The 21,265-nt window shown below is 72.9% G+C and carries 14 protein-coding genes; 4 read left to right on the top strand and 10 right to left on the bottom strand.

The annotated features are described in order from the left end of the window. Positions 1–3: 3 nt before the first annotated feature. The 4 genes from wecB (at position 4) to H505_RS0121715 (ending at position 5,065) form a co-directional block, all read left to right on the top strand. Positions 4–1,131, top strand: a complete 1,128-nt coding sequence (wecB, locus tag H505_RS0121730; protein ID WP_034519128.1) for a non-hydrolyzing UDP-N-acetylglucosamine 2-epimerase — start codon at positions 4–6, stop codon at positions 1,129–1,131. Next, positions 1,124–1,888, top strand: coding sequence for a hypothetical protein (locus H505_RS43565; RefSeq protein ID WP_125613193.1), 765 nt, complete (start codon positions 1,124–1,126; stop codon positions 1,886–1,888). Before wecB ends, H505_RS43565 begins: the two co-directional genes overlap by 8 nt. A gap of 86 nt (positions 1,889–1,974) precedes the next feature. Next, on the top strand, positions 1,975–4,119 hold the full coding sequence (locus H505_RS0121720) for a glycosyltransferase (RefSeq protein ID WP_245592603.1): 2,145 nt from the start codon (positions 1,975–1,977) through the stop codon (positions 4,117–4,119). Positions 4,120–4,237: 118 nt separating this feature from the next. Next, positions 4,238–5,065 carry an alpha/beta fold hydrolase gene (locus H505_RS0121715; RefSeq protein ID WP_026403660.1) on the top strand — a complete coding sequence of 276 codons (828 nt, stop codon included), beginning with the start codon at positions 4,238–4,240 and terminating at the stop codon, positions 5,063–5,065. A gap of 66 nt (positions 5,066–5,131) precedes the next feature. On the opposite strand, the gene H505_RS43560 is transcribed toward H505_RS0121715, so the two are convergent. From H505_RS43560 to H505_RS43525, 10 genes are all read right to left on the bottom strand, one after another. Beyond that, positions 5,132–6,163: a CDP-alcohol phosphatidyltransferase family protein gene (locus H505_RS43560; RefSeq protein ID WP_051301003.1), complete on the bottom strand. Its 1,032-nt coding sequence runs from the start codon at positions 6,161–6,163 to the stop codon at positions 5,132–5,134. 166 nt (positions 6,164–6,329) lie between these two features. Next, positions 6,330–7,475: a glycosyltransferase family 4 protein gene (locus tag H505_RS43555; protein WP_084550626.1), complete on the bottom strand. Its 1,146-nt coding sequence runs from the start codon at positions 7,473–7,475 to the stop codon at positions 6,330–6,332. Beyond that, positions 7,472–8,227, bottom strand: a complete 756-nt coding sequence (locus H505_RS47910) for a hypothetical protein (protein ID WP_051301001.1) — start codon at positions 8,225–8,227, stop codon at positions 7,472–7,474. Before H505_RS47910 ends, H505_RS43555 begins: the two co-directional genes overlap by 4 nt. Before the next feature lie 87 nt (positions 8,228–8,314). Continuing rightward, on the bottom strand, positions 8,315–10,339 hold the full coding sequence (locus H505_RS43545; RefSeq protein ID WP_051301000.1) for a glycosyltransferase family 2 protein: 2,025 nt from the start codon (positions 10,337–10,339) through the stop codon (positions 8,315–8,317). A gap of 33 nt (positions 10,340–10,372) precedes the next feature. Continuing rightward, a complete protein-coding gene (locus tag H505_RS0121690; RefSeq protein ID WP_026403659.1) occupies positions 10,373–13,792 on the bottom strand; it encodes a bifunctional glycosyltransferase/CDP-glycerol:glycerophosphate glycerophosphotransferase in 3,420 nt (1,139 codons plus the stop codon). Between the two features lie 87 nt (positions 13,793–13,879). Then, the gene (locus tag H505_RS43540; protein WP_211238528.1) at positions 13,880–16,159 is read right to left on the bottom strand and encodes a bifunctional glycosyltransferase/CDP-glycerol:glycerophosphate glycerophosphotransferase; all 2,280 of its coding nucleotides are present in this window, start codon (positions 16,157–16,159) and stop codon (positions 13,880–13,882) included. A 61-nt stretch (positions 16,160–16,220) separates the two neighbouring features. After that, positions 16,221–17,342 carry an acyltransferase family protein gene (locus H505_RS43535; RefSeq protein ID WP_064743686.1) on the bottom strand — a complete coding sequence of 374 codons (1,122 nt, stop codon included), beginning with the start codon at positions 17,340–17,342 and terminating at the stop codon, positions 16,221–16,223. Positions 17,343–17,566: 224 nt separating this feature from the next. Continuing rightward, positions 17,567–18,766 carry an acyltransferase family protein gene (locus H505_RS43530; protein ID WP_211238527.1) on the bottom strand — a complete coding sequence of 400 codons (1,200 nt, stop codon included), beginning with the start codon at positions 18,764–18,766 and terminating at the stop codon, positions 17,567–17,569. A gap of 29 nt (positions 18,767–18,795) precedes the next feature. After that, complete coding sequence (locus tag H505_RS0121670) at positions 18,796–20,241, bottom strand: LCP family protein (protein WP_026403658.1); 1,446 nt, start codon at positions 20,239–20,241, stop codon at positions 18,796–18,798. Between the two features lie 121 nt (positions 20,242–20,362). Further along, positions 20,363–21,205 (bottom strand): TIGR03089 family protein, encoded by an 843-nt coding sequence (locus tag H505_RS43525; protein WP_034519124.1) that lies wholly within the window; start codon positions 21,203–21,205, stop codon positions 20,363–20,365. Between the last annotated feature and the right edge of the window lie 60 nt (positions 21,206–21,265).

Raw genomic sequence — 21,265 nt, 5'->3', positions numbered from 1 at the left:
CCGATGAACAGAAGGGAAATTGTGTTGGCACCCATCGTGCACGTCCTCGGGGCGCGGCCGAACTTCGTCAAGGCGGCTCCGGTCATCCGGGCGCTGGAGGCCGCCGGCGCCGAGCAGGCGGTCGTCCACACCGGGCAGCACTACGACGCCCGCATGTCCGAGGTCTTCTTCGCGGAGCTCGGCCTTCCGGAGCCCGACGTCAACCTCGGCGTCGGCTCCGGCTCGCACGCGGCGCAGACCGCCGCGTTGATGACCGGGCTGGAGGAGGAGTTCACGAGCCGTTCACCCTCGGTCGTCATCGTGTACGGCGACGTGAACTCGACCATCGCCGCCGCCCTCGTCGCGGCCAAGCTGCGCATCCCGGTCGCCCATGTGGAGGCCGGGCTGCGCAGCTTCGACATGACGATGCCCGAGGAGGTCAACCGCCGGCTCACCGACCAGCTCTCCGACATCTGCCTGGTCACGAGCCCGGAGGGGATCGGGCACCTGGCGAACGAGGGCGTCCCGGTGGAGCGCGCCCACCTGGTCGGCAACCCGATGATCGACACGCTGCTGGCCAACCTGGACGCGTTCGACACCGGTCGGGTCCGCGCGGAGCACGGGCTGCCGGACCGGTACGTCCTGGCCACGATGCACCGGCCCACCAACGTGGACGCCCCGGACACCGCGGCCGACCTCGTCCGGCGGCTGCACGGCATCGCCGACCTCGCCGACCTGGTCATCCCGGTGCACCCGCGCGGCCGCGCCAACCTGCTGGCCGCCGGGCTGGACGACCACGCGGGCGTCCACGTCCTGGAGCCGCTCGGCTACACCGACTTCATCGGGGCCGTGCGCGGCGCGGCCGCCGTCGTCACCGACTCGGGGGGTCTGCAGGAGGAGACCACGATCCTCGGCGTGCCGTGCCTGACGGTCCGGCCGAACACCGAGCGCCCCATCACCGTCACCCACGGCACGAACCGCCTCGTCACGTTCGAGGAGCTGGTGCCGCAGGTGCGGAAGGTTCTGGAGGCGAACACCGCGGCGGGCGAGGACGCCGCGGCCCGGTACGAGAACGCGCGGAGGCCCCCGCTCTGGGACGGCGCGGCCGGCCCCCGCATCGCAGAAGTGATCATGGAGTTCATCGGTGACTGATCCGATCCGGCGCGGCGGGGACGACCCGCGGGCCGCCGCGACCGCCCGCGCCGCCAAGGACGGCGCCAAGGCGAAGCAGCAGGCCGCGCGGCTGCGCGCGGCGCTGCGCGAGCGGGAGGCCCGCGTCCACGAGCTCGAGCGGCGGCTGGCCGCCCTCGAAGGCTCGACGACCGTGCAGTTCGGCCGGCTCGTCGCCGGCGCCGCCCGCAACCCGACGCGGCGCGGCACGCGGCTGCCCAAGGAGCTGTACCGGCTGTGGCGCAAGCGCAGCGCCCCCGTCGCGGCCCCGAAGACCACCGACGCGGGGCAGGTCCGGCTCGACCCGGTGGCCCGCAGCGAGGACCGGCTCCTCGTCGCCGCCCCCTACGACGGCATCGTCGTCGCGGGGATCCTCGGCGCGCGCGCGGCGGAGACCCTCGCCGCGCACGCCAAGGTCATCCGGCTGTACCCGCACGACGCCATGATCGCGCTGGAATCCGCCGACGCCGACCTGCTCGTCGTCGACGCCGCCGCGGGCGCCCCCGGCGAGGCGTGGGCGTACCTGGGCGTCCCGGGCATGTACGACCGCGACCGCGCGCTGGACGACGTCCGCGCGCTCGCCGCGTCCCGCGACCTGCCGCTCGTCCTGTGGAACGGCCGGGACGACGGCGCCGCGGCCGTGCCCGCCACCCTCGCCACCCTGCACTGGGACGCCGTCGCGGCGACGCCCGGCCGGCTCGCCGAGCTGCTCGGGGCCCCGCTGGAGCCGGCCCGTTGAAAGGAGACCACGTGAAGCCGCGCGCACTCGTCTACGGCGACGTCGACCTGAACCTGATCGACGGGTCGGCGATCTGGGTCCAGGGCATGGTGCAGGCGCTGGCCCGCGCGGGCTGCGAGGTGACGCTCGTCCTGAAGGCGCCGGTGCGCACCGGGCGCCTCGTCGACCCGCTGCGCGGCCTGCCGGGCGTCACCGTCCGCAGCCCGCACGCCGAGCGCCTCATCGACGGCGACGCCCCGATGCAGCCGCGGACGGCCGCGGTGGCGCTCGCCCGCATCGACGCGGAGCGGCCGTTCGACCTCGCCGTCGTGCGCGGCCGCCGGCTCGCCGGGAAGCTGTGCCACACCGCCCTCGCCGGACGGCTGTGGACGTACCTCACCGACGTGCCGCAGTCCGCCGGGCGGTTCGACAACGCCGCCAAGGCCGACCTGCGCCGCATCGCCGACGCGTCCCGGCTGCTGCTCTGCCAGACCGAGGAGCTCCGCGGCTTCCTGGAGGCCGCCGTCCCCGCCACCGCGGGCAAGAGCGTCCTGTTCCCGCCCGTCGTCGTGCTCCCCGACGGCCTGGAGCCGCGCCCCGCCGGGACCCCGGACGGACGCGCCCTCCGCCTCGTCTACACGGGCAAGTTCGCGCCGCGCTGGAACACCTACGAGATGTGCGCGCTGCCGCGCCTGCTCGGCCGGCGCGGGGTGGACGCCGAACTGCACATGGTCGGCGACAAGATCCACGACGACCCGGACGACCCCGGCTACGCCGACCGGATGCGCACCGCCCTCGAGACCGGCGAGGGCGTCGTCTGGCACGGCGGCCACCCGCGCGCCGAGGCGATGCGGCTCACCGCGGGCTGCGACGTCGGCCTGTCGTGGCGGCACCCCGAGATGGACGCGAGCCTCGAACTGTCGACCAAGCTCCTCGAATGCGGCATGCTCGGCGTCCCGGTCGTCCTCAACCGGACGCCCATGCACGAGCGGCTGTTCGGCGCCGACTACCCGCTGTTCGCCGCGTCCGAGAGCGACGTCCTCGACGCGCTCGCGCTCATCGGCAAGAACCCCGAGGTGTTCACCCTCGCCGTCGACCGCTGCCGCGCGGCCGCCGCCGGCTTCGGCCTCGACGCCGCCGCCGCGCGGCTCCGCGGGTACCTCGCCGAGACGTTCCCCGAGCCCGCCGAACAGGTCGCGGCGGCCGCGGCCGCGTACCGTCCGGGGGCGCGGAAGCTGCGCGTCGGCGTCGCGGGGCACGACCTGAAGTTCTTCACCCGCCTCCTCGACTACCTGCGGTCGCGCCCCGACATGGAGATCCGGGTCGACCACTGGGCGGCGCTGAAGGCCCACGACGCCGACCGCAGCCGCGAACTCGTCGAGTGGGCCGACGTCGTCGTCTGCGAATGGTGCGGCCCGAACGCGCTCTGGTACGCGAAGAACAAGCGCGCGGGGCAGCGCCTCGTCGTCCGGCTCCACCGGTTCGAGCTGTACGCGCCCTGGCCCAAGCAACTCGACATCGACGCCGTCGACCAGGTCGTCTGCGTCAGCCCGCACTACACGGACCTGACCCGCGAGATGACCGGCTGGCCCGCCGAGAAGGTCGTCACCGTCCCGAACTGGGTGGACGACCGGCAGCTCGACCGGCCGAAGCTCGCCGGGGCGGAGCACCACCTCGGGATCATCGGCATCGCGCCGTCCCGCAAGCGCCTCGACCTCGCCGTCGACGTGCTGGAGGAGCTGCGCCGCGACGACCCGCGCTTCACGCTCTTCGTCAAGTCCAAGCTCCCGTGGGAGTACTGGTGGATCTGGCAGAAGGACGAGGAGCGGGAGCACTACGAGAAGCTGTTCCGCCGGATCCGGCGCTCCCCGCTCCTCGCCGGCGGCGTGGTGTTCGACTCCTACGGCCGCGACGTCGCGTCCTGGCTGCGCCGCATCGGGTTCGTCCTGTCCACCAGCGACGACGAGAGCTTCCACCTCGCGCCCGCCGAGGGCATGGCGTCCGGCGCGGTCCCGGCCCTGCTGCCGTGGCCCGGCTCCGACACGATCTACGACCGGCGGTGGATCCACGACGGCCCGGCCGCCATGGCGGCGTCCATCGCCGACACCGTCGCGCTCGGCCGCTGGGAGGGCGACGCGGCGGACGCCCGCGAGCAGGTCCGCGCGGCGTACGGGCTCGACGAGGTCTGCCGCCGGTGGACGGACCTCCTCGCGCGGCCCCCGGCGCGCACCGAGGCGCCCGCCGCGCCGTAGCCGGGCACCGGGGCGCCGCAAAGGTTTCTTGGTCCGCCGGTGGCTTACCGGACGCCCTTCCTCGGGCAGTCACGCCCGAGGAAGGGCCGACACCATCGCGAACCGGGGGGGCACCCGCATGGGGTACGTGAAGACGCGCGACGGAGAGGAGATCTTCTACAAGGACTGGGGCGACGGCGACCCGGTGGTGTTCATCCACGGGTGGCCGCTGAACGCCGACGCCTGGGAGGACCAGATGCGGACGGTCGCCGACAACGGCTTCCGGGGCGTCGCGCACGACCGGCGCGGCCACGGTCGCTCCAGCCAGCCCTTCACCGGCTACGACTTCGACACCTTCGCCGACGACCTCAACGACCTGATGGAGCGGCTCGACCTGCGGGACGCGACGCTCGTCGCGCACTCCATGGGCGGCGGGGAACTCGCCCGCTACATCGGCCGCCACGGCACGGGCCGGGTCTCCCGCGCGGTCCTGCTGTCGGCCATCCCGCCGCTGATGATCCAGGGGCCGGGCAACCCGGAAGGCGTCCCCGAGCAGGTCTTCGAGGACATCAAGAAGGGCATCGCCACCGAGCGCTCGCAGTACTGGAAGGACGCGTCCGAGGCGTTCTTCTCCGCGAACCGCCCGGGCTCGAAGGCCACCCAGGGCAACCGGGACGCGTTCTGGTTCATGGCGATGCACGAGAACATCCAGGCCGGTCTGAAGTGCGTGGACGCGTTCGCGCGCACCGACTTCACCGGCGACCTGCGCCGGTTCGACGTCCCGACGCTGATCGTCCACGGCGACGACGACCAGATCGTCCCGATCGACGCCACCGGCCGCAAGTCCGCGCAGCTCATCCCGGGCGCGGAGCTCAAGGTCTACGAGGGCGGGTCCCACGGCATCGCGATGGTCCCGGGCGACAAGGAGCGCTTCAACCGCGACCTGCTCGAGTTCATCAAGCGCTGACCCCGGCCCCCGGCGCGGACGGGCGTGCCGGACGGGCGCACCGGGCGGGCGGCCCGGAGGGGCGGGTCAGCCGGCGCTGGTGCCGGCGCCCGCCTGGATCCGCTCGAACTCCTCGGCGGGCAGGCGGTCCCGGTGTCCGGAGATCTTCTCCTCCAGCGCGGCCATGTTCCGGTTGTAGGCGTGGGTCGCCATCCAGAACTTGTAGATGACCACGAGCTCGAAGAACAGCATCCCGGCGGCGCTGACCGCGACGACCGGGATGATCGCGCCCGAGACGACCGCGGCGGCGACCGGCGCGACGATGAACACGCCCATCTGGAACTCGATGCCGCTGAACAGGTGCGGCCGGATGCGCCCGCGCATGAGCACGTCGCGGATCCGGATGTACCAGGGGAACCGCGTGTAGAGGCCCCGCTGCATGACCGCGTCGGCGGCCTTCTCGGCGGCCTCCTCGCCGACGACCCGGTTCTCGTCCTCGGCGTCGCCCTCGTCCAGGGTGCGCTCCGCCGACGCGAGCCGCGCGCCGACCTCGTCCTGCGCGGCGCCCCCGGCGCGCAGCTCCGCCAGCTCCAGCGACTCGGCCTCCCGCCGCGTCTTCGCCAGCGTCGACCGCATCTGCGCCCGCACCTTGAAGATCTCGAGGGAGTCCATGTAGCGGAGCATGTCGAGGAAGACGACGGCGAGCGCCGTCCACACGTAGGCGACGTTGCCGGTGGCGGCGTACTGCCCGGCCATCAGCGCGATCGCGCAGGCGAGGACCCGCAGCCGGTCGAAGATGTAGTCGAGCCACGCGCCGAACACCGAACCGGTGCCCTTCAGCCGCGCGATCTTGCCGTCCATGCAGTCGAGCGTGAACGACAGGTGGTACAGCAGCGCGCCCGCGAGCAGCCACTGCCAGTCGGCCATCGCGAAGCACGCGCCCGCCGCCAGGCCGAGGACGAGCGCCGCGACGGTGAGCTGGTTCGGGGTGATGCGGGTGCGGTTGGCGGTGACCTTCACCAGCCGCGCGGCGAGCGGGTCGACGAGCAGGACCGTCCACCACGCGTCACGCGCCTTGTACGTCCGTTGCCGAACGTCGTCGAGCGTGAAGTTCGCCATGGTGGGTGTCCTTTCGTCGTCAGGGCCGTTCCGATGCTAGCGACTGTCCGGAAGTGGCCTCCGGCATTCTCCCCGACTGCCGGGGTGAGATCAGCGGAACCGCGCGTTCACCCTCCGGACATGTCCGGTATCGATGGGCGTTGCCGGGGGCCGCGGGGCGAGGCCGCTACCGGAGCGCGGTGAGGAGGTCCTCCCAGTCGGCGGCGACGGACCGGACGGCGTAGCGGCGGGCGCTGCCGGGCGCCGCCGCGGCCATCCGGCGGCGCAGGGGCCCGTCGTCGATGAGCCGGACGAGCGCGTCGCCGAGGGCGGTCGGATCCTCGGGCGGGACGAGCAGGCCGTCGTGCCCGTCGGTGATGATCTCGCGGGGGCCGCGGGGGCAGTCGAACGCGACGGCGGGCAGGCCGCACGCGAAGCCCTCGACGATCGTCATGCCGAACGCCTCGGCGCGGGACGGGACGGCGAGGATCGACGCCTTCGCGAACTCGCCCTCGATGTCGTCCGACGGGCCCATCAGCATGACGTTGTTGTAGAGCCCGAGGCGGGTGACGAGGCGGCGGAGCTGCTCGAACCGGCCGCCCTTGCCGTGGATCCGCAGCGTCCACTCGGGGTGCTTCTCCGCGACCCGGGCGAACGCCTTGATCAGCAGGTCGTAGCCCTTGATCCAGGCGAGCCGGCCGGCCGCCACGACGATCTTGTTCTCCTGCCGGGAGCGCGGGTACACGCGGTCGGGCAGGCCGTTGCGGAGCGTCCGGACGGTCGTGCCGGGGATGAGCCGCTCGTAGCTCTCGCGGTCGGCGCCGGTCAGCGTGGTGACCGCGTCCAGCTTCGGGTACCAGCGTTCGATCTCGGCGAGGATGCCGGGCTCGTGGATGCCGAGGTGCAGGTGCTCCTGCCCGACGCGGGCGATGCGGGACGGCGCGAAGCGGGCGGCGGCGACGTTCAGGCCCGCGCGGGTGGTGACGAGCACGTCGGCGCGGAGCCGCCGCATGGCGCGGGGGATGCGCTCGTCGGTGAGCGCGGAGAAGAAGCGGTAGGAGCGCTCCTCGGGATGGACGAGCGCGCTGGGCTCCTCGTGGAGGCGGCGGGCGCGGCCGGGCCGCAGCCGCGCGAGCCGCGCGTCGTCCCGGGCGTCCACGAGGTGCTGGAGCCGGACGCGGTCGGGGAGCGGGAACGCGGGGGCGTCGGTGGTGCGCAGCACGCTGAGGATCTCGACGTCGTGGCGGCGGGCCAGCTCGCCCGCGAGCGTGAACGTGCTGCGCACGGTGCCGTCGAGCGCCGCCGCGTCCAGCAGCATGAAGACGATCCTCATCGGGCGCCGTCCCCGCCGTCGAGCGCGTGGCAGGCGACGGAGAGCTCGTCGCGCACCGTGTAGTACGGCCGGACCGAGCGGTCCCCGGCGAGCTGGCGCGGGTAGGAGACCATGCCGCGCTTGCCGGGGGCGTCGTCGAGGCGGGTCGCGAGCCGCGCGTGGACGTCGTCCGCGTCGAGCCACAGGTCCCAGATGGCGGGCGGCTCGGCGGTCAGGACGTCGACGGGCGCGCTGACGCGGAAGGCGGTGCCGTCGAGGCGCGCGGGCCAGGCGGCCCGCCGGCCGGTGCCGCGGGCGACGGCGACCAGGCGGGCGGCGCCGCGCCGCGGGCCGGTGTAGGCGAGGCGGCCCGCGATGCGGATCTCGCCGCCGCCCGGGTGCACGGTGCGGACCTCGGCGTGCGGGGCGACCGCGCGGACCCGCAGCCCGGCGCGCCCGTCCGGGGTGCGGGTGACGCGGACGGCGCGGTCGCGGGGCCGGTCGGCGTAGACAAGGAGGCCGTCGAGGGAGAACCCGGGGTCGTCGGTGCGCAACGGACGGACGATGCCGCCCGCCTCGATGCACGCCTCCCAGGCGCCGGTGCCGAGGTCGCCGGCCGGCAGCGTCCAGCGGGCGCCGTCGCCGGCGGCGCGTCCGGCCCGGACGGCGCCGGACGCCGCGTGCCGCAGGACGACGCGTTCGCCGTCCGGCAGGGGCGCGTCCCAGCCGATCGTGAGGACGTCGTCGGCATCGACCCTGACGTGGTTCGCCACGGTTGCCAAGGTGCGGCCCTCCCCCGATGAAAACGCAGATTTTACCAACGCCCATGGGACGTCAGACGACGGCTGGGGCCCCTGAAGTCACCCTTTGCCGCCGGCGTCCTTCTTCGGGAAGGGCGCGCGGAGGCGCCGCTTGGCGGACCGGGCGAGCGCGGGCACCTTGCCGGGGACCACCTCGACCGACAGGTTGCCGCCCTCGGTGCGGTAGAACGACGCGTGGCGCAGCCCGAGCGGCGCGCACGGGACGGGCGCCGACCGGTCCGCGCCCGGCGCCGGCGCCAGCGGCACCCGCACCCGCGACCGGTCCCCGCCGACCGTGACCTCCAGCCAGACGTCCCAGCGCCCGGCGGCGAGCCCGCGCAGGTCCAGCAGCGCCGCGAAGCCGTACCCGCCGCCGGTGCCGCCGCCGGCCCCGTCGCCCGCCGGCCCGCCCGGGAGCTCGTCCCACCGGACCTCGCCCGGCAGGGACGTGCCCTGGGTGCGGTGGTCGATGGCGACGCCGAGCCGGACGAGCGCCGCCGCGGCGGGCGCCGCGGGGAGCCGGCCGCGCACCCGCAGCCGCCCGTCCGGCGCCCACTCGGCGCCCTCGAACCGCAGCAGCCGCACCGCCCCGGCGGTGCCGCGGGTGACGGTGAACGACAGGTTGCCGTACTCGCGGGTGAAGAACGGCTCGACGGCCGCGCCGGTCCCGTCCGCGCACCGGACGAACCGTCCGGCGGGCACGGTGATGCCCGGGGCGCGCGCGGCGCCGAGCCGGGCCTCCTTCGCCAGCTGCCCGTGCCGGGCCTCGACGTGCAGGTCCCAGACGCCGCCGGCGGCGGCGTCGAGGTCGGCCCGGTGGCCGTCGCCGTCCGGTTCGGCGGCGAGCCGCCGCTCGGCGCGCCCCTTCCGGGACCGCAGCAGCAGCGCGACGGCCCCGTCCGCCGGGTCCAGCCGGGGGATCTCCGCCGTCCAGCCGACCCGCAGCCGGTCGCCGGCCCACTCCAGCGACGTCAGCGACCGCCGCAGCCGCAGCCGGTCGGTGACGTCGTAGTACTCGTCGGGGACGCCGGCGGCCGGGTCGCGGAAGCCCGGGTAGCGGGCGTGCGCGCGGTCCTTGTCGACGACGACCGGGACCGGCCCGGCGTCCGCGGCCTCGATGACCCGCACCAGCAGGTCCTCGTTGCCGTGCCGCAGGCAGTGCGCGACCAGCCGGAACTTCGGCGGCATCCGCATCAGCACCGGCTCGGTGAGGAACTCGTCGCAGAGCGCGCGCGCCTCCTCCCAGAGGCGGCGGCGCCGCTCCTCGGACGACCCCGGGTAGTCGGGGTTGAACGCGTGCAGGACGTCCCGGTGGAAGTGGCGCAGCAGCATCCGGTCCCGGATCGGGCCGGGCTCGCGGTGCGTGACGACGTTCTCCAGCAGCGGCCGCGCCGCCTTCGCGTAGTAGCCCGGCCGCGCCGCGAGCCCGTTCTGCATGAGGCTGCTGCCGTCGTCGCGCTCGACCAGGTAGTAGCAGTCGTGGTCGGCGACGACGGACACGCCGCCGGACGCGTGCAGCAGCGCGTGGGCGGTGAAGACCTTGTCCTCGCCGGTCGGCGCGTCCTCGGGGAACCGGATCCGGTGCTCCTCGACCAGCGACCGGCGGAACAGCTTCTGCGCGGTCAGCGACTTCGCGTAGATGTCGAAGTCCGGGTCGTCCACGGAGACGTGCGCGATGTTCTCGGTGAAGTTCGCGACGGGCCGCCCCACCCCGACGTACCGGCCGATGACGACGTCGGTGCCGTGGGCGTCCGCGGCGGCGCACATCCGCTCCAGCGCCTCGTGACCGAGCCGGTCGTCGGCGTCGAGGAAGAACAGGTACTCGCCGCGGGCCGCCGCGATACCGGTGTTGCGCGGCCCGCCGGGCCCGCCGGAGTTGGGGCGCTTCAGCACGGTCAGCCGCGGATGCAGCGCCGCGAGCCGGTCCAGCTCCTCGGCGCTGCCGTCGGTGGAGCCGTCGTCGACCGCGATCACCTCGACGAGTTCCGGGGCGATCGACTGCTCCAGGGCGCTCCGCAGCGCCGTCGCGACCGTCCCGACGCAGTCGTAGACGGGCACGACGACGCTGACCTTGATGGTTGTCACGTGCGGTTGTTCTCTCTAGGTCGTCGCCCGGCGTCAGCCGGACGACCCGAAGACGCGGTCGACCGTGCGGGCCGCCGCGTGGCCGTCGTCGAGCGGGCAGAACCGCGCGACGAAGTCGTCGTACCGGCCGGCGTGCCCCGCGGTGGCGGACTCGACGTCCCGGATCGCGTCGATCAGGTCGTCGGACGTCTCCACCAGCGGGCCCGGCGCCTCCGCCTCGAAGTCGAAGTAGAAGCCGCGGAGCCGGTCCCGGTAGTCGGCCAGGTCGTAGGTGAAGAACAGCATGGGCCGCCGGGTGTTGGCGTAGTCGAACATCACCGACGAGTAGTCGCTGATCATCATGTCGGAGATCAGGTACAGCTCGGTGATGTCGGGGTACAGCGACACGTCCCGCACGAAGCCGTCCGGGTCCTCCTGGACGCCGTCCACCACGTTGCTGTGCAGGCGGACGAGCAGGACGTGGTCCTCGCCGAGCGCGTCGCGCGCCCGGTCGAGGTCGAGGCGCATGTCGTGCTTGTACCGGCCGCGGCTGTAGTACTGGTCGTCGCGCCACGTCGGCGCGTACAGCACCACCCGCTTGCCCTCGGGGATGCCGAGCCGGGACCGGACCTGCTTGGCGACGGCGTCCGCGTCGGGGCTGTGCAGCAGGTCGTTGCGCGGGTACCCGACCTCCAGCATCTCGCCCTTGAACGCGAACGCGCGCTTGAAGATCTCGGTGCTGAACGGGTTCGGCGACAGCAGGTGGCTCCACTCGGGGACGGACGGGCCGGACGGCCCCTTGTCCTTGCTCTGCAGCGCGGACTTCATCCCCGGCGCGTACGCGAAGTGGACCTCCTTGACGTCCCGGCCGATCTTCTTCAGCGGGGTGCCGTGCCAGGTCTGCAGGACGATCTGGTCGGGGTGCCGCTGGAACCAGTCGCCGAGCCGGTGGTTGGTGACGATGTACCGGGACGTCGTCACCGCCTCCTGCCACTCCTTGCCGTTCAGCCGGACGGCGTTCAGCGTGTCGGGCAGCTCGCACTGGGCGTCGTTGACGACCCAGAGCTGCTCCAGGTCGGCGCCGCGCCGCAGCAGCTCCTCGTGGATCGCCTTCGGGCTGTCGGAGAACTGGCGGCCGTTGAAGCACGAGAACAGCACCGCGTCGCGGAGCCCGTCGCGGGCGACCCGCTTGCGCGCCTCCTCGCGGTACTTCGCGCCCGCGCTCTTCTCCTCGCCCGACACGTCGCCGGTGACGGCCACGACGAGCCGCCCGTTCTTGGTCTCCAACTCGTAGCCGCGCCGCGCCACCTCCACCGGCTCCGGCAGGGACCGCTGCGCGTCCTCCGTCAGCCGGACGGTCAGCGCCCGCTCGCCGGGCGGCCGGAACAGCACGTCCCAGCGGCCGGGCCGCAGCGGCAGCACGCCCGCGACGCTCGGCACCGCCGCCGTCGGGACCTCCGCGCGCAGCACGCCCGAGCCGTCCCCGACCAGGTCGAACGCGAATTCCTTGCGGCGCCCGCGGCTGCGCACGACGATCTGCCCGGACGCGTGCGCGGGGTGCGTCGCGGCGAGCGTCAGGGTCCCGTCGGGACGCCACCCGCACTCGTCCACCGACAGCCGGATCGTCGCGCGCCGCACCCGCACGTACCCGCTGGGGCCGCGGCCCGCGCTCACCTCCAGCGCGCCGAACGTGCGCGGCGCCTCCGCGACGCCCTCCGCGAGGACGAGCGGGCGGTCGTCCCCGCCGTCCGACGGCACCGACAGCGACCAGTCGCGGGTGTCGTCGATCGAGTCGGGGTCGATGTCGACGTCGAGGGCGTCCGGGTCGATGCGGGCCGTCCAGCCGCCGGGCCGCGCCGCCACCGGGACGGGGACCCGCGAGTCGCCGAGCGTCAGCACCGCCTCGGCGGGCGCGCCGCCCGCCGACTCGACCTCGACGACGAGCGTCCGGTCGTCCCAGCGCAGCGCCGTCGCCTTCTCCCGGACGCGCTCCACCTGCACGACCAGGTTGCCTTCCACGACCTTCGGGACGACGCGGACGTCGTCGGCGACGTACCGGTAGGGCGGGTTCGCGCCCGTCCCCGAGCCGCCGCCGCGGACCGGGCCCTGCCGGAACACGCCCGCGTTCAGCACGGAGGCGTGCACCTCCCAGGTGCCCTCGGCCCAGCCGCCGCGGCCCTTCAGCTTCCCGGCCTCCAGCGCGAACTCGAAACCGGTCCAGCCGCCGGACGACTTGCCCGGCTTCGGCGTCTGCCGCGCCCGCACGGTGATCTTGCGGCCGCCGCTGCGCAGCGTCACCGTCTTGATCGCCGTCCAGCGGCGGCGGGAGCTGACCGAGTTGATGTACGCCTCGCCGGTGACGACGAGCCGGTCGCCGTCCCATGCCACGCTGTGCGCCCGGCCGCGCATCTTCACCTCGTCGCGCGCCCGGTACACGTCGCGGGGGACGTCGACCTTGGCGTCCTTCCAGTACGGGTAGACGACGTAGCGGCGCAGCGGGTCCCGGACGATCGACGGCGACGACTTGCCGCGCTCGTACCGGACGACCTTCACCAGCTCCATCGTGTGCCCGCTCGCGGCGAGGTGCCACTTCAGCCGGGTCAGCGCGGGCGCCTCGGCGAACACCTTCGCCGACACGCCCTTCCCGTACGCCGCGGCCAGCGCGATGACCTGCTCCCGCTCGTCCCCGGACAGGTCGGGCAGGACGTCCAGGAACGCCTTCAGCTCGTTGCCGACGAGGGCGAGCTGCAGGCGCCGCAGCTCCCGGGCGTCGCCCTGCTCGGCGACGAAGGTGGTGGCGAGGTTCGCCGCGGCGAAGCCGTCCGCGATCTCCTGCAGCTCGGTCGTCGGCGCGTACCGCCGCGACCGCCGGTGCAGGACGACGTCCGGGACGACGTCGACGGACTTCGCCAGGTGCAGCGCCCGCACCATGACCGGCAGGTCGTCGTCGCGGGACAGGTCGGGGAACTCCAGGCCGTGCGCGTCCCAGAACGAGCGGCGCAGCAGCGTCCCGACGATCTTGCGGTCGGACAGCAGGTCGGGGCTGCGCCGCAGGTCGGTGCCCGTCGCCGGCGCGGCCGTGTCGCCGCGCGCCTTCCACTGCGACACCTGGCCGGTCCACTTGCGGGACGCGTCGGGGCCCTTCGCCAGCTCGGCGCCGGACGCCTCGAGGGCGCCGAGCAGCGCGGCGACCGCGCCCTCCGGCAGCGGGTCGCCGGAGTCGGCGAACAGCAGGAACTCGCCGCCGCTCTCGGCCACGCCCAGGTTGCGGGCCGCGCCCCGGCTGGGCGCCCCCCGCCGGAGCAGCCGGAACCGGTCGTCGGGCAGCGGCGCGCGCGCGGCCGTGCCGGTCCCGTCGTCCACGACCAGGACCTCCAGGTCGCGGAACGTCTGGGCGGCGAGCGACCCGAGGACGTCGCCGAGGTCGTCCCCGGCGCCGTGGGAGAGCACGATGACGCTGATGCGGGCGGTCATGCCCACTCCTTCGTGAGCCGGCGAGCCGGACGGGGGTCCGGTCGCGGGACGGTCATTGGGGGATGTGACGGTCCTGCGGTGCGGCGGTCAGGACGCGCCGGACGCGGCCGGCCCGGCGCCCGCCGCCTCGACGCTCCCCGACTCGCGGGGCGCGGCGACCGCCGGGAGCTTCTCGCCGAGGAAGACGCGGCGCACGGCCCGCTCGGCCGCGTCCCCGTCGTCCCACGGGCAGAAGCGCGCGCGGAACGCCTCGAGGTTCTTCGCGGCCGCGTCGCCCCACGCCGACCGGGAGACGAACGCGTCGACGAGCTCGGCCTCCGTGCGGGCGACGACGCCGGGCGGGAACTCGGTGAGGTCGAAGTTCACGCCCCGGGTGAGGCGGTAGGTCTCCCAGTCGTTGGCGTAGATCACGATCGGCTTGCCGAGGTTGGCGTAGTCGAACATGACGGACGAGTAGTCGGTGAGCAGCGCGTCCGACGCGATGGACAGGTCCTCGACCGACGGGTGCTTGGACACGTCGATCACGCGGTCCTCGGGCCAGCCCATGTCGGCCGCCATGTCCTTGAGCTTGTAGAAGTAGTGCGCCCGCAGCAGCAGGACGTGGTCGTCGCCGAGCTGCTCGACGACCCGCCCGATGTCGAACATCGGGCTGTAGCGGCGCTGGTAGTCGCGGTGGGTCGGCGCGTACAGGATCGCCGTCTTGCCCTCGGGGATGCCGAGGTCGGCGCGCGCCCGCACCCGGTCCTTCCCGGTGGCGCGGACCAGGCGGTCGTTGCGCGGGTACCCGATCTCCAGCATCTCGTAGCGGCACGGGTACGCCCGCTCCCACGCCTCGCTCGACAGCGGGTTGGACGAGACGAGGTAGTCCCAGCGGTCGCACCGCTCGATGAGGGCCTTGAAGTCCATGTCGGCGGCGCCGACCGGGTACTCCATCTGGTCGAGGCCCATCTTCTTCAGCGGCGTGCCGTGCTGCGTCTGGAGGTGCACCTGCCCCGGCCGCTTGACGAGGTGGTCGGGGAAGTTGACGTTGTTCACGAAGTACTTCGCGGCGGCGATCGTCCGGTAGTAGTCCGCCGACCCCGACACCACGTACTCGACGCCCTCGGGCATGTCCTTGCGGCCGCCCGGCTTCACGACCCACACGCAGCGGATGTGGGGGGCGAGCTCCCGCACCTTCTCGTAGATCGCGGCCGGGTTGCAGGCGTACCCGCGGTACCAGTAGGCGGCGAAGACGGCGAGGTTCTCCTCGATCGGCATCCGCAGCCGCATCTGGTAGAAGTACCGCTCCTTCGCGACCTGCTTGGAGCGGACGACGCCGCGCTTCTGCAGCTTGCGGACCTTCTTCGTGCCCTTCTTCGCCTTCGCCGCCAGTTTCGGCGAGCTGAGCCGCTCCCAGGCGCGGAAGTCGTTCCGCTCGATCGCGCGGTGCTTGTCGGCGAGGCGCGGCTCGTCCTCCGGCGGGACGTGCCCCGGCGGCCGGTACCGGTTGTACCACTTCGACATCTCGGTGAAGAAGCGCTGCTTCTCCGACGCGACGATGCGGTCGGGCCGCTCGATGATGACGAGCAGGTGCCAGATCGCCCGGTTGAACATCGTGGGGCGGAACTGGTCCGCCGACGGGCCGAGCTGGTCCATGAACGCGAAGATGCGGTCGTACTGGTCGAACGCGTCGAAGTGCTTGGCGCTCGCCGTCTTGGTGATCGCGCCGCGGCGGCGCTGCCGGTAGATGTAGCAGACCCGGTCCAGCAGGCTGATCCGCTCGGCGGCCATGAGGATCGGGTAGGTGATGCTGACGTCCTCGTAGTAGCCGCTGTTGGACCGCAGCCCCGTCTCGATCAGGAACTCGCGGCGGATCGCCCGGTTCCAGACCGAGGTGAACATCTCCAGGCACTGCGGGCGCTCGGCGAGCGAGAACACGTCCGGCGCCGGCGGCTCCCGGAACAGGTGGTTGATGATGCTGCGCTTGACCCGCCCGTTCCAGTACGACCGCGCGTAGTCGAACATCAGGACGTCCGGGCGCGTCTCGGAGAGCCGGTCGAGGATCGCGCGGACGGCGCCCTCGGTGGCGTAGTCGTCGCTGTCGAAGAACCAGATGTAGTCGCCCGTCGCCATGTCGAGCCCGACGTTGCGGGCCTGGCCGAGGCCCACGTTCTCGGTGAGGTGCCGGACCCGCACCCGCGAGTCCCGCTCGGCGAACTCGTCGAGGATGAGCCCGCAGGCGTCCGGCGAGCAGTCGTCGATGGCGATCACTTCGAGGTTCGGGATGCCCGGCTCGAGGATCGACTCCATGCACTGGCGGAGGTAGCCCTGCACCTTGTGCACCGGGACGATGATGCTCAACGAGACGTCGTTGTTGTCACTGCTCACGCGCTGGCCAATCGGTTAACGGGGAGACGAGGGGAACGGTAGCCGCTAGCGTAGATCGATACTACGTCCTGCTTTGCCGTGGCTTGAGAAGCCGGTCGGCGCGGGGTTCGACGGCCCAGCGGAACAGCCGCCGCACCGGAGCGGTGCCGAGCAGGACGCCCAGCGCCACGGCGCCCAGCGTCACCGCGACGATCCCGGCGGGGGTGTGCAGGGCCTCGGTCTCGAAGTAGCCGCCGTAGTCGAACACCTTCACGACGAGCCCGTGCAGCAGGTAGATGAACATCGTGCGGGCGCCCATGGCGGTGAACCACGTCGTGTTGCGCGGGATGACGGCGAGGAACGCCGCCCCGAGCAGCAGCGCGGCGAGCATGGCCGCGAACCGCAGGCCCATGCCCTCCAGGGCGGAGTACTCCATGGCCTCATAGCCCCGGTTCCACCACAGCAGGTCCGAGTTGATCTCCGGGACGACCGTGCCGAGCTGCCACACGTAGGCGATCGGCAGCGCCGCGACCAGCACGGCCGCGCCCGCCCAGCGCGCCCAGCGGGCCTTGAGCCGCTGGACGAGCGCGGGGTCGACCGTCAGGCCGAGCACGAAGAACGGCAGCAGCCCGACCGTCCGGGCGACCGTCCCGTCGGCGTTGAACGCCCAGCTCCCGGCGATCAGGCACAGCACCACCGACACCGTCGTGGGGTACCGCAGGTGGCTCCACAGCGGCGCGCTCAGCCGCCAGAACACCATGGCGACCAGGAACCACATCAGGTAGTGCGGCCGGAACAGCTCGTGCAGATCGAAGTCCGCCCCGTTGATGAAGACCAGCTGCAGCCGGTACGGGACGATGAAGATCAGGTACGGGACCACGAGCGTCGGCAGGATGCTGCGGAACTTGTCCGTCGACCGCATGAAGCCGCGCGAGAAGAAGCCGGAGATGAAGACGAACACCGGCATGTGGAACGCGTACAGCACGGTGTAGGCGGCCGTTACGGCGTGGCTGTCGCCGAAGTTGGCCCAGACGTGGCCGACCACGACGAGGACCGCCGCGCAGAACTTGGCGTTGTCGAAGAAGGCGTCGCGCCGTGCGGACGGCCGGCCCGGGGGGTCGGCGGGACCGTGCGGGGCGTCCGTCCCGGAGGACGGCGTCCGGCCGCTCGGCGGAGGACTCGACGAAGGGGAGGTAACAACCATATTTCCGAGGGGAGACGTCACGGCGCCGTGGAGGTAACGGCACGGTCACTGTACTGGTGCTTCGGCCCTTCGGCGGACGATTCGGGTCTTTCGCCGGGGTGCGCCTGGTTCGTAGCGGCTTCCCGGGGCCGTCCCGGTGCCGCGCCCGGGACCGCGCCCCGGACGCGCGCGCGTTCGGCTACTTCTCCGCCCGGCGGCAGGTCACTTCTTCGCCGGGCGGCGGGTTACTTCTTCGCCGGGCGGCGGAGCGGGACGAACATCCTGGTCAGCTTCGGCTCCAGCGCCCACCGCATCGCCCGGACGACCGGCGGCGTGCACAGCAGCGTCACGACCACGGCCGCCGTCGCGACCGCGGCGAGCACGCCGGTCTCGGTGTTGAGCCAGCCGATGTCCCAGCCGTCGGTGAAGTTCATCGCACGGGTCAGGAAGCCGTGCAGCAGGTAGCCGTACAGGGTGGCGGCGCCGAGCCCGGTGAACCAGTGCCGCCCGCGCGGGACCACGGCCAGGAACGCCGCGACGAGGACGGCCGCGGCGCCGAACATCGCGACCCGCATCAGCGTGCCGGTGACGTTGGCGACGCCCAGCTCCTCGTGCGTGTGCCGCCAGAAGATCCAGTCGATGTTCATCCGGTCCATCGCCAGGTAGGCGACGCCGAGCCCGCCGGCCAGGACGACCGCGCCGATCGGCCGCGCGATCGGCCGCTTCAGCACCTCGAAGTGCTCCGGCCGCAGCACCAGCCCGAAGACGTAGAAGGGCAGCAGCCCGAGCACCCGGTGCAGGCTGAGCGTCGAGCCGAGCTCGCCCGTGTAGGACAGCAGCGCGATCACCAGCGACAGCGCCACCGGCCAGCGGACCTGCTGCCACACCGGGGTCGACAGCCGCCACATGAACAGCGCGAGCAGGAACCAGGTCAGGTAGTAGGGCTCGAGGAGGCTGATCTCCAGCCGCCCGCGGCCGGTGCCCGCCCAGTCGTAGAGCGAGTAGGCGATCTCGAACACGACGTAGGGCACGCCGACGGCCGTGATGAGCCGCCGCGCCTTGCCGCCCGAGAACGTCCAGTTCCGCGACATGTAGCCGGTGAGCACGATGAACACCGGCATGTGGAACATGTAGATGAACAGGTACAGGCCCTTGGCCATCGGCACGTTCTGCAGGTACGCGATGGAGTGCCCGATGGCGACCAGCACGATGGCGAAGTACTTCGCGTTGTCGAAGAACGGGTCCCGCTGCTTGCGCGGCCGCGCCGCCGCGGGCGGGGGCCCGGCGGGCGCCGGGACGGCCGCCGCGGGGGCCGTCCCGTCCGGTACGGGCGGGCCCTGGACGGGCGCGCTCCGGGCGGGCCCGTCCGGCGCCGCGGGCCCGGGGGACGGGACCGTTCCCGCCGCCCGTGCCTCCGTCTGCGATGTGGACGTGCTGTGGGTCATGCGCCTGCCCCGATCGATCGACCCCTGGATCAGGTTTCGCTGCAGATGTTGTCGCTGGCGCGGATCTCGCCCTGCTGCTTCGGGATGCCCCGCTGGCCGCCCTTGAGGTCGGTCCAGTCGGCGCCGATGACGAGGTCGACGACCCCGGGCTCCGCACCGCCGGTCTGCGCCGCGGGCGCCGGCTTGCTCGGGATGAGCGCCGCCAGGCTCTTCGCCTGGTTCTCCGCACCGGAACCGTACAGCACCTTGGTGGCCGTTGTCCGCTCGGCGTTTCCACCGACCGTGACCTGGAAGCCCTGCGCCTCGAGGGAGTCGGCGACGCGCCCGGCCTGGCCGTCCGTGCCGCTGCCGTTGAAGACCCGCACCCGGATCTGGTTCGGCGGGATCGTCGGCGCGGGCGTCTTCGGCTGGGCCCCGTCCTTCTTCTCCTCCTCCGGAGGCTTCTTGTCCTCGCGGACGGACTTGAAGAACGCGTCGGCGCCGGGGGCGAGGGCGAGCCGGTTCTTGTCGAGGGGGTCCTGGCCATTCGGGACGGTCACGAAGCGCAGCTTCCCGGACGAGAGGCCCTGCATGCCCTGCGCGATGTCCATCATCGCGGTCACCGACAGCTCGCTGTCGGTGGTGAGGGACTTCGTCGTCGCGTTGAGCAGCTCGAACAGCGCCTTGGGGTTGGTGAGCACGCCGCGGCTCATCACCTTGGCGGCGAGCGCGCCCAGGAACTTCTGCTGCCGCTTGATCCGGCTGGTGTCGGTGCCGTCGCCGAGGGTGTAGCGGGCGCGGACGTACGCCAGCGCCTGCTCGCCCTGGATCTCGTGCTCGCCCTTGGTCAGCTTCAGCCCGGACTTGGGGTCGTTGACGTTCTGGTTGAGGCACACCGGGACGCCGCCGACGGCGGTGGTGATGTTCTTGAAGCCCGCGAAGTCGACCTGCACGAAGTGGTCGATGCGGATGTCGGTCATCGCCTCCAGCGTCTTGATGACGCAGGTGGCGCCGCCGACGGTGAACGCCGTGTTGATCTGCGCCCGGCCGGCGCCCGGGACCGGCTTGCCCTCGCGGTCCTCGCACTCGGGGCGCTGCACCATCAGGTCGCGGGGGAAGCTGATCGCCATCGCCTGCTCGCCGCCGGGGGACAGGTGCAGCAGGATCATCGTGTCCGAGCGCGGCGGGTCGTCCTTCATCTGCCGGCCGTACTCGGCGTTCGCGCCCGCGCGGGTGTCGGACCCGAGGAGCAGGATGTTCATCGCCTCGTTCAGCTTCTCCGGCCGGTCGGGCCCGAGCTTGGCGTTGACGTCCTCGTGCGCGATGTTGCCGAACGCCTGCCGGTACAGGCCGTAGGCGGTGAGGGAGCCGACCACCATGACCGCCGACAGGCCGATGCACACCCAGCCGAGGATGCGCCAGCCGCGCCGAGGCGGCGCCGGCTCCTCGGGATCGGCGTCGTCGACGTACTCCATGTACATCGGGTTGCTGTTCATCGGCTCCGTGGTTCCGGTGGGCCCGCTTTCACAGGTCGGGACGCGGTCGATGGGTCGGTCGGTGGGGCAGGGGCGAGGCGGCGAGCGGGCAGGGGGCAGAGCGGACGCAAGGGAAGCGTAGTCAGGCGAGTCGGCGTACGGACCCGGATGCGTCATTCCACCCCGGGAGCCCGGCCACCGCCGTCACATGCTCTACTGACACTCGCCGATTTACGGCGGCTTTGTCGAAGTTTCGTTGGATTATGACGGAAGCCCCTGAGGCTAGTGGTGCGAGCAGCCCGGCCAGAACCCCGTCGAGTGTGGCGAACGACATGTCAACCAGAAGCCGGTCCCGTGCGTCGAGCTCCCATTTCTCGGCCGCGGCACGCGCGGCGCCGCCCAGATCCTCGCCGCTGAGTGTGGCGTTTGTCACAGCCAGCGCGGGCGAGCGCGTCGACACCCCCGGACCCGGCGTGAACCGGTCCCCGTACGAGCGGACCTCCGCCGCGTAGTCCACGACGCCCGGCGGGCAGTGCCCGAGCGGCGCGCCCAGCGCGTGCAGCGACAGCCCGACGATCTCCTCGGCGTCCGCGTCGGCGAGCACCTCGTCGAGCGCCTCCTCCGACGTCGCCAGGACGTACGGCGCCGCCGCCCCGAACGGCTCGGCCGCGCCGTCCTCCGAACGGGCCGCCAGCGAGCCCGGCGACACCGGCTCGGCGACCAGCCCCGCCGCCCAGCAGGCCATCAGCCACACCGACGTCTGCCAGTGCGGCGGCAGCGCGAGCACCGCGCGGGTCCCGGGCTCGACGCCCAGGCCGTCCACCAGGAAGTTCGCCGTCTTCGCGACCCAGTTGTCGAACGTGCGCGCCGACAGCTCCACGCGCTCGCCCGTCCGGTCGTCGTAGAAGGTCACCAGCGGCCGGGACGGATCGTCCGCCACCCGCCGCCGCAGCAGCTCCACCGGCCCGGCGTTGCTCTCGCTCATGAGCCGAGCGTAGAACGTTCCGGGGGCGGTCAGGGGTCAAGGCACCGTCTCGACGGCCTC

Origin of the sequence: Actinomadura rifamycini DSM 43936, assembly GCF_000425065.1 — a bacterium.
GTDB lineage: Bacteria > Actinomycetota > Actinomycetes > Streptosporangiales > Streptosporangiaceae > Spirillospora > Spirillospora rifamycini.
This window is presented reverse-complemented; position numbering and strand designations above follow the sequence as displayed.

Coding starts and splice junctions, on each gene's coding strand:
- H505_RS0121720 (WP_245592603.1), top strand. CDS start 1,975: ATGGTGCAGGCGCTGGCCCGCGCGGGCTGCGAGGTGACGCTCGTCCTG.
- H505_RS43525 (WP_034519124.1), bottom strand. CDS start 21,205: ATGAGCGAGAGCAACGCCGGGCCGGTGGAGCTGCTGCGGCGGCGGGTG.
- H505_RS43530 (WP_211238527.1), bottom strand. CDS start 18,766: ATGACCCACAGCACGTCCACATCGCAGACGGAGGCACGGGCGGCGGGA.
- wecB (WP_034519128.1), top strand. CDS start 4: ATGAACAGAAGGGAAATTGTGTTGGCACCCATCGTGCACGTCCTCGGG.
- H505_RS0121690 (WP_026403659.1), bottom strand. CDS start 13,792: ATGACCGCCCGCATCAGCGTCATCGTGCTCTCCCACGGCGCCGGGGAC.
- H505_RS43560 (WP_051301003.1), bottom strand. CDS start 6,163: ATGGCGAACTTCACGCTCGACGACGTTCGGCAACGGACGTACAAGGCG.
- H505_RS0121670 (WP_026403658.1), bottom strand. CDS start 20,241: ATGAACAGCAACCCGATGTACATGGAGTACGTCGACGACGCCGATCCC.
- H505_RS0121715 (WP_026403660.1), top strand. CDS start 4,238: ATGGGGTACGTGAAGACGCGCGACGGAGAGGAGATCTTCTACAAGGAC.
- H505_RS43555 (WP_084550626.1), bottom strand. CDS start 7,475: ATGAGGATCGTCTTCATGCTGCTGGACGCGGCGGCGCTCGACGGCACC.
- H505_RS43535 (WP_064743686.1), bottom strand. CDS start 17,342: ATGGTTGTTACCTCCCCTTCGTCGAGTCCTCCGCCGAGCGGCCGGACG.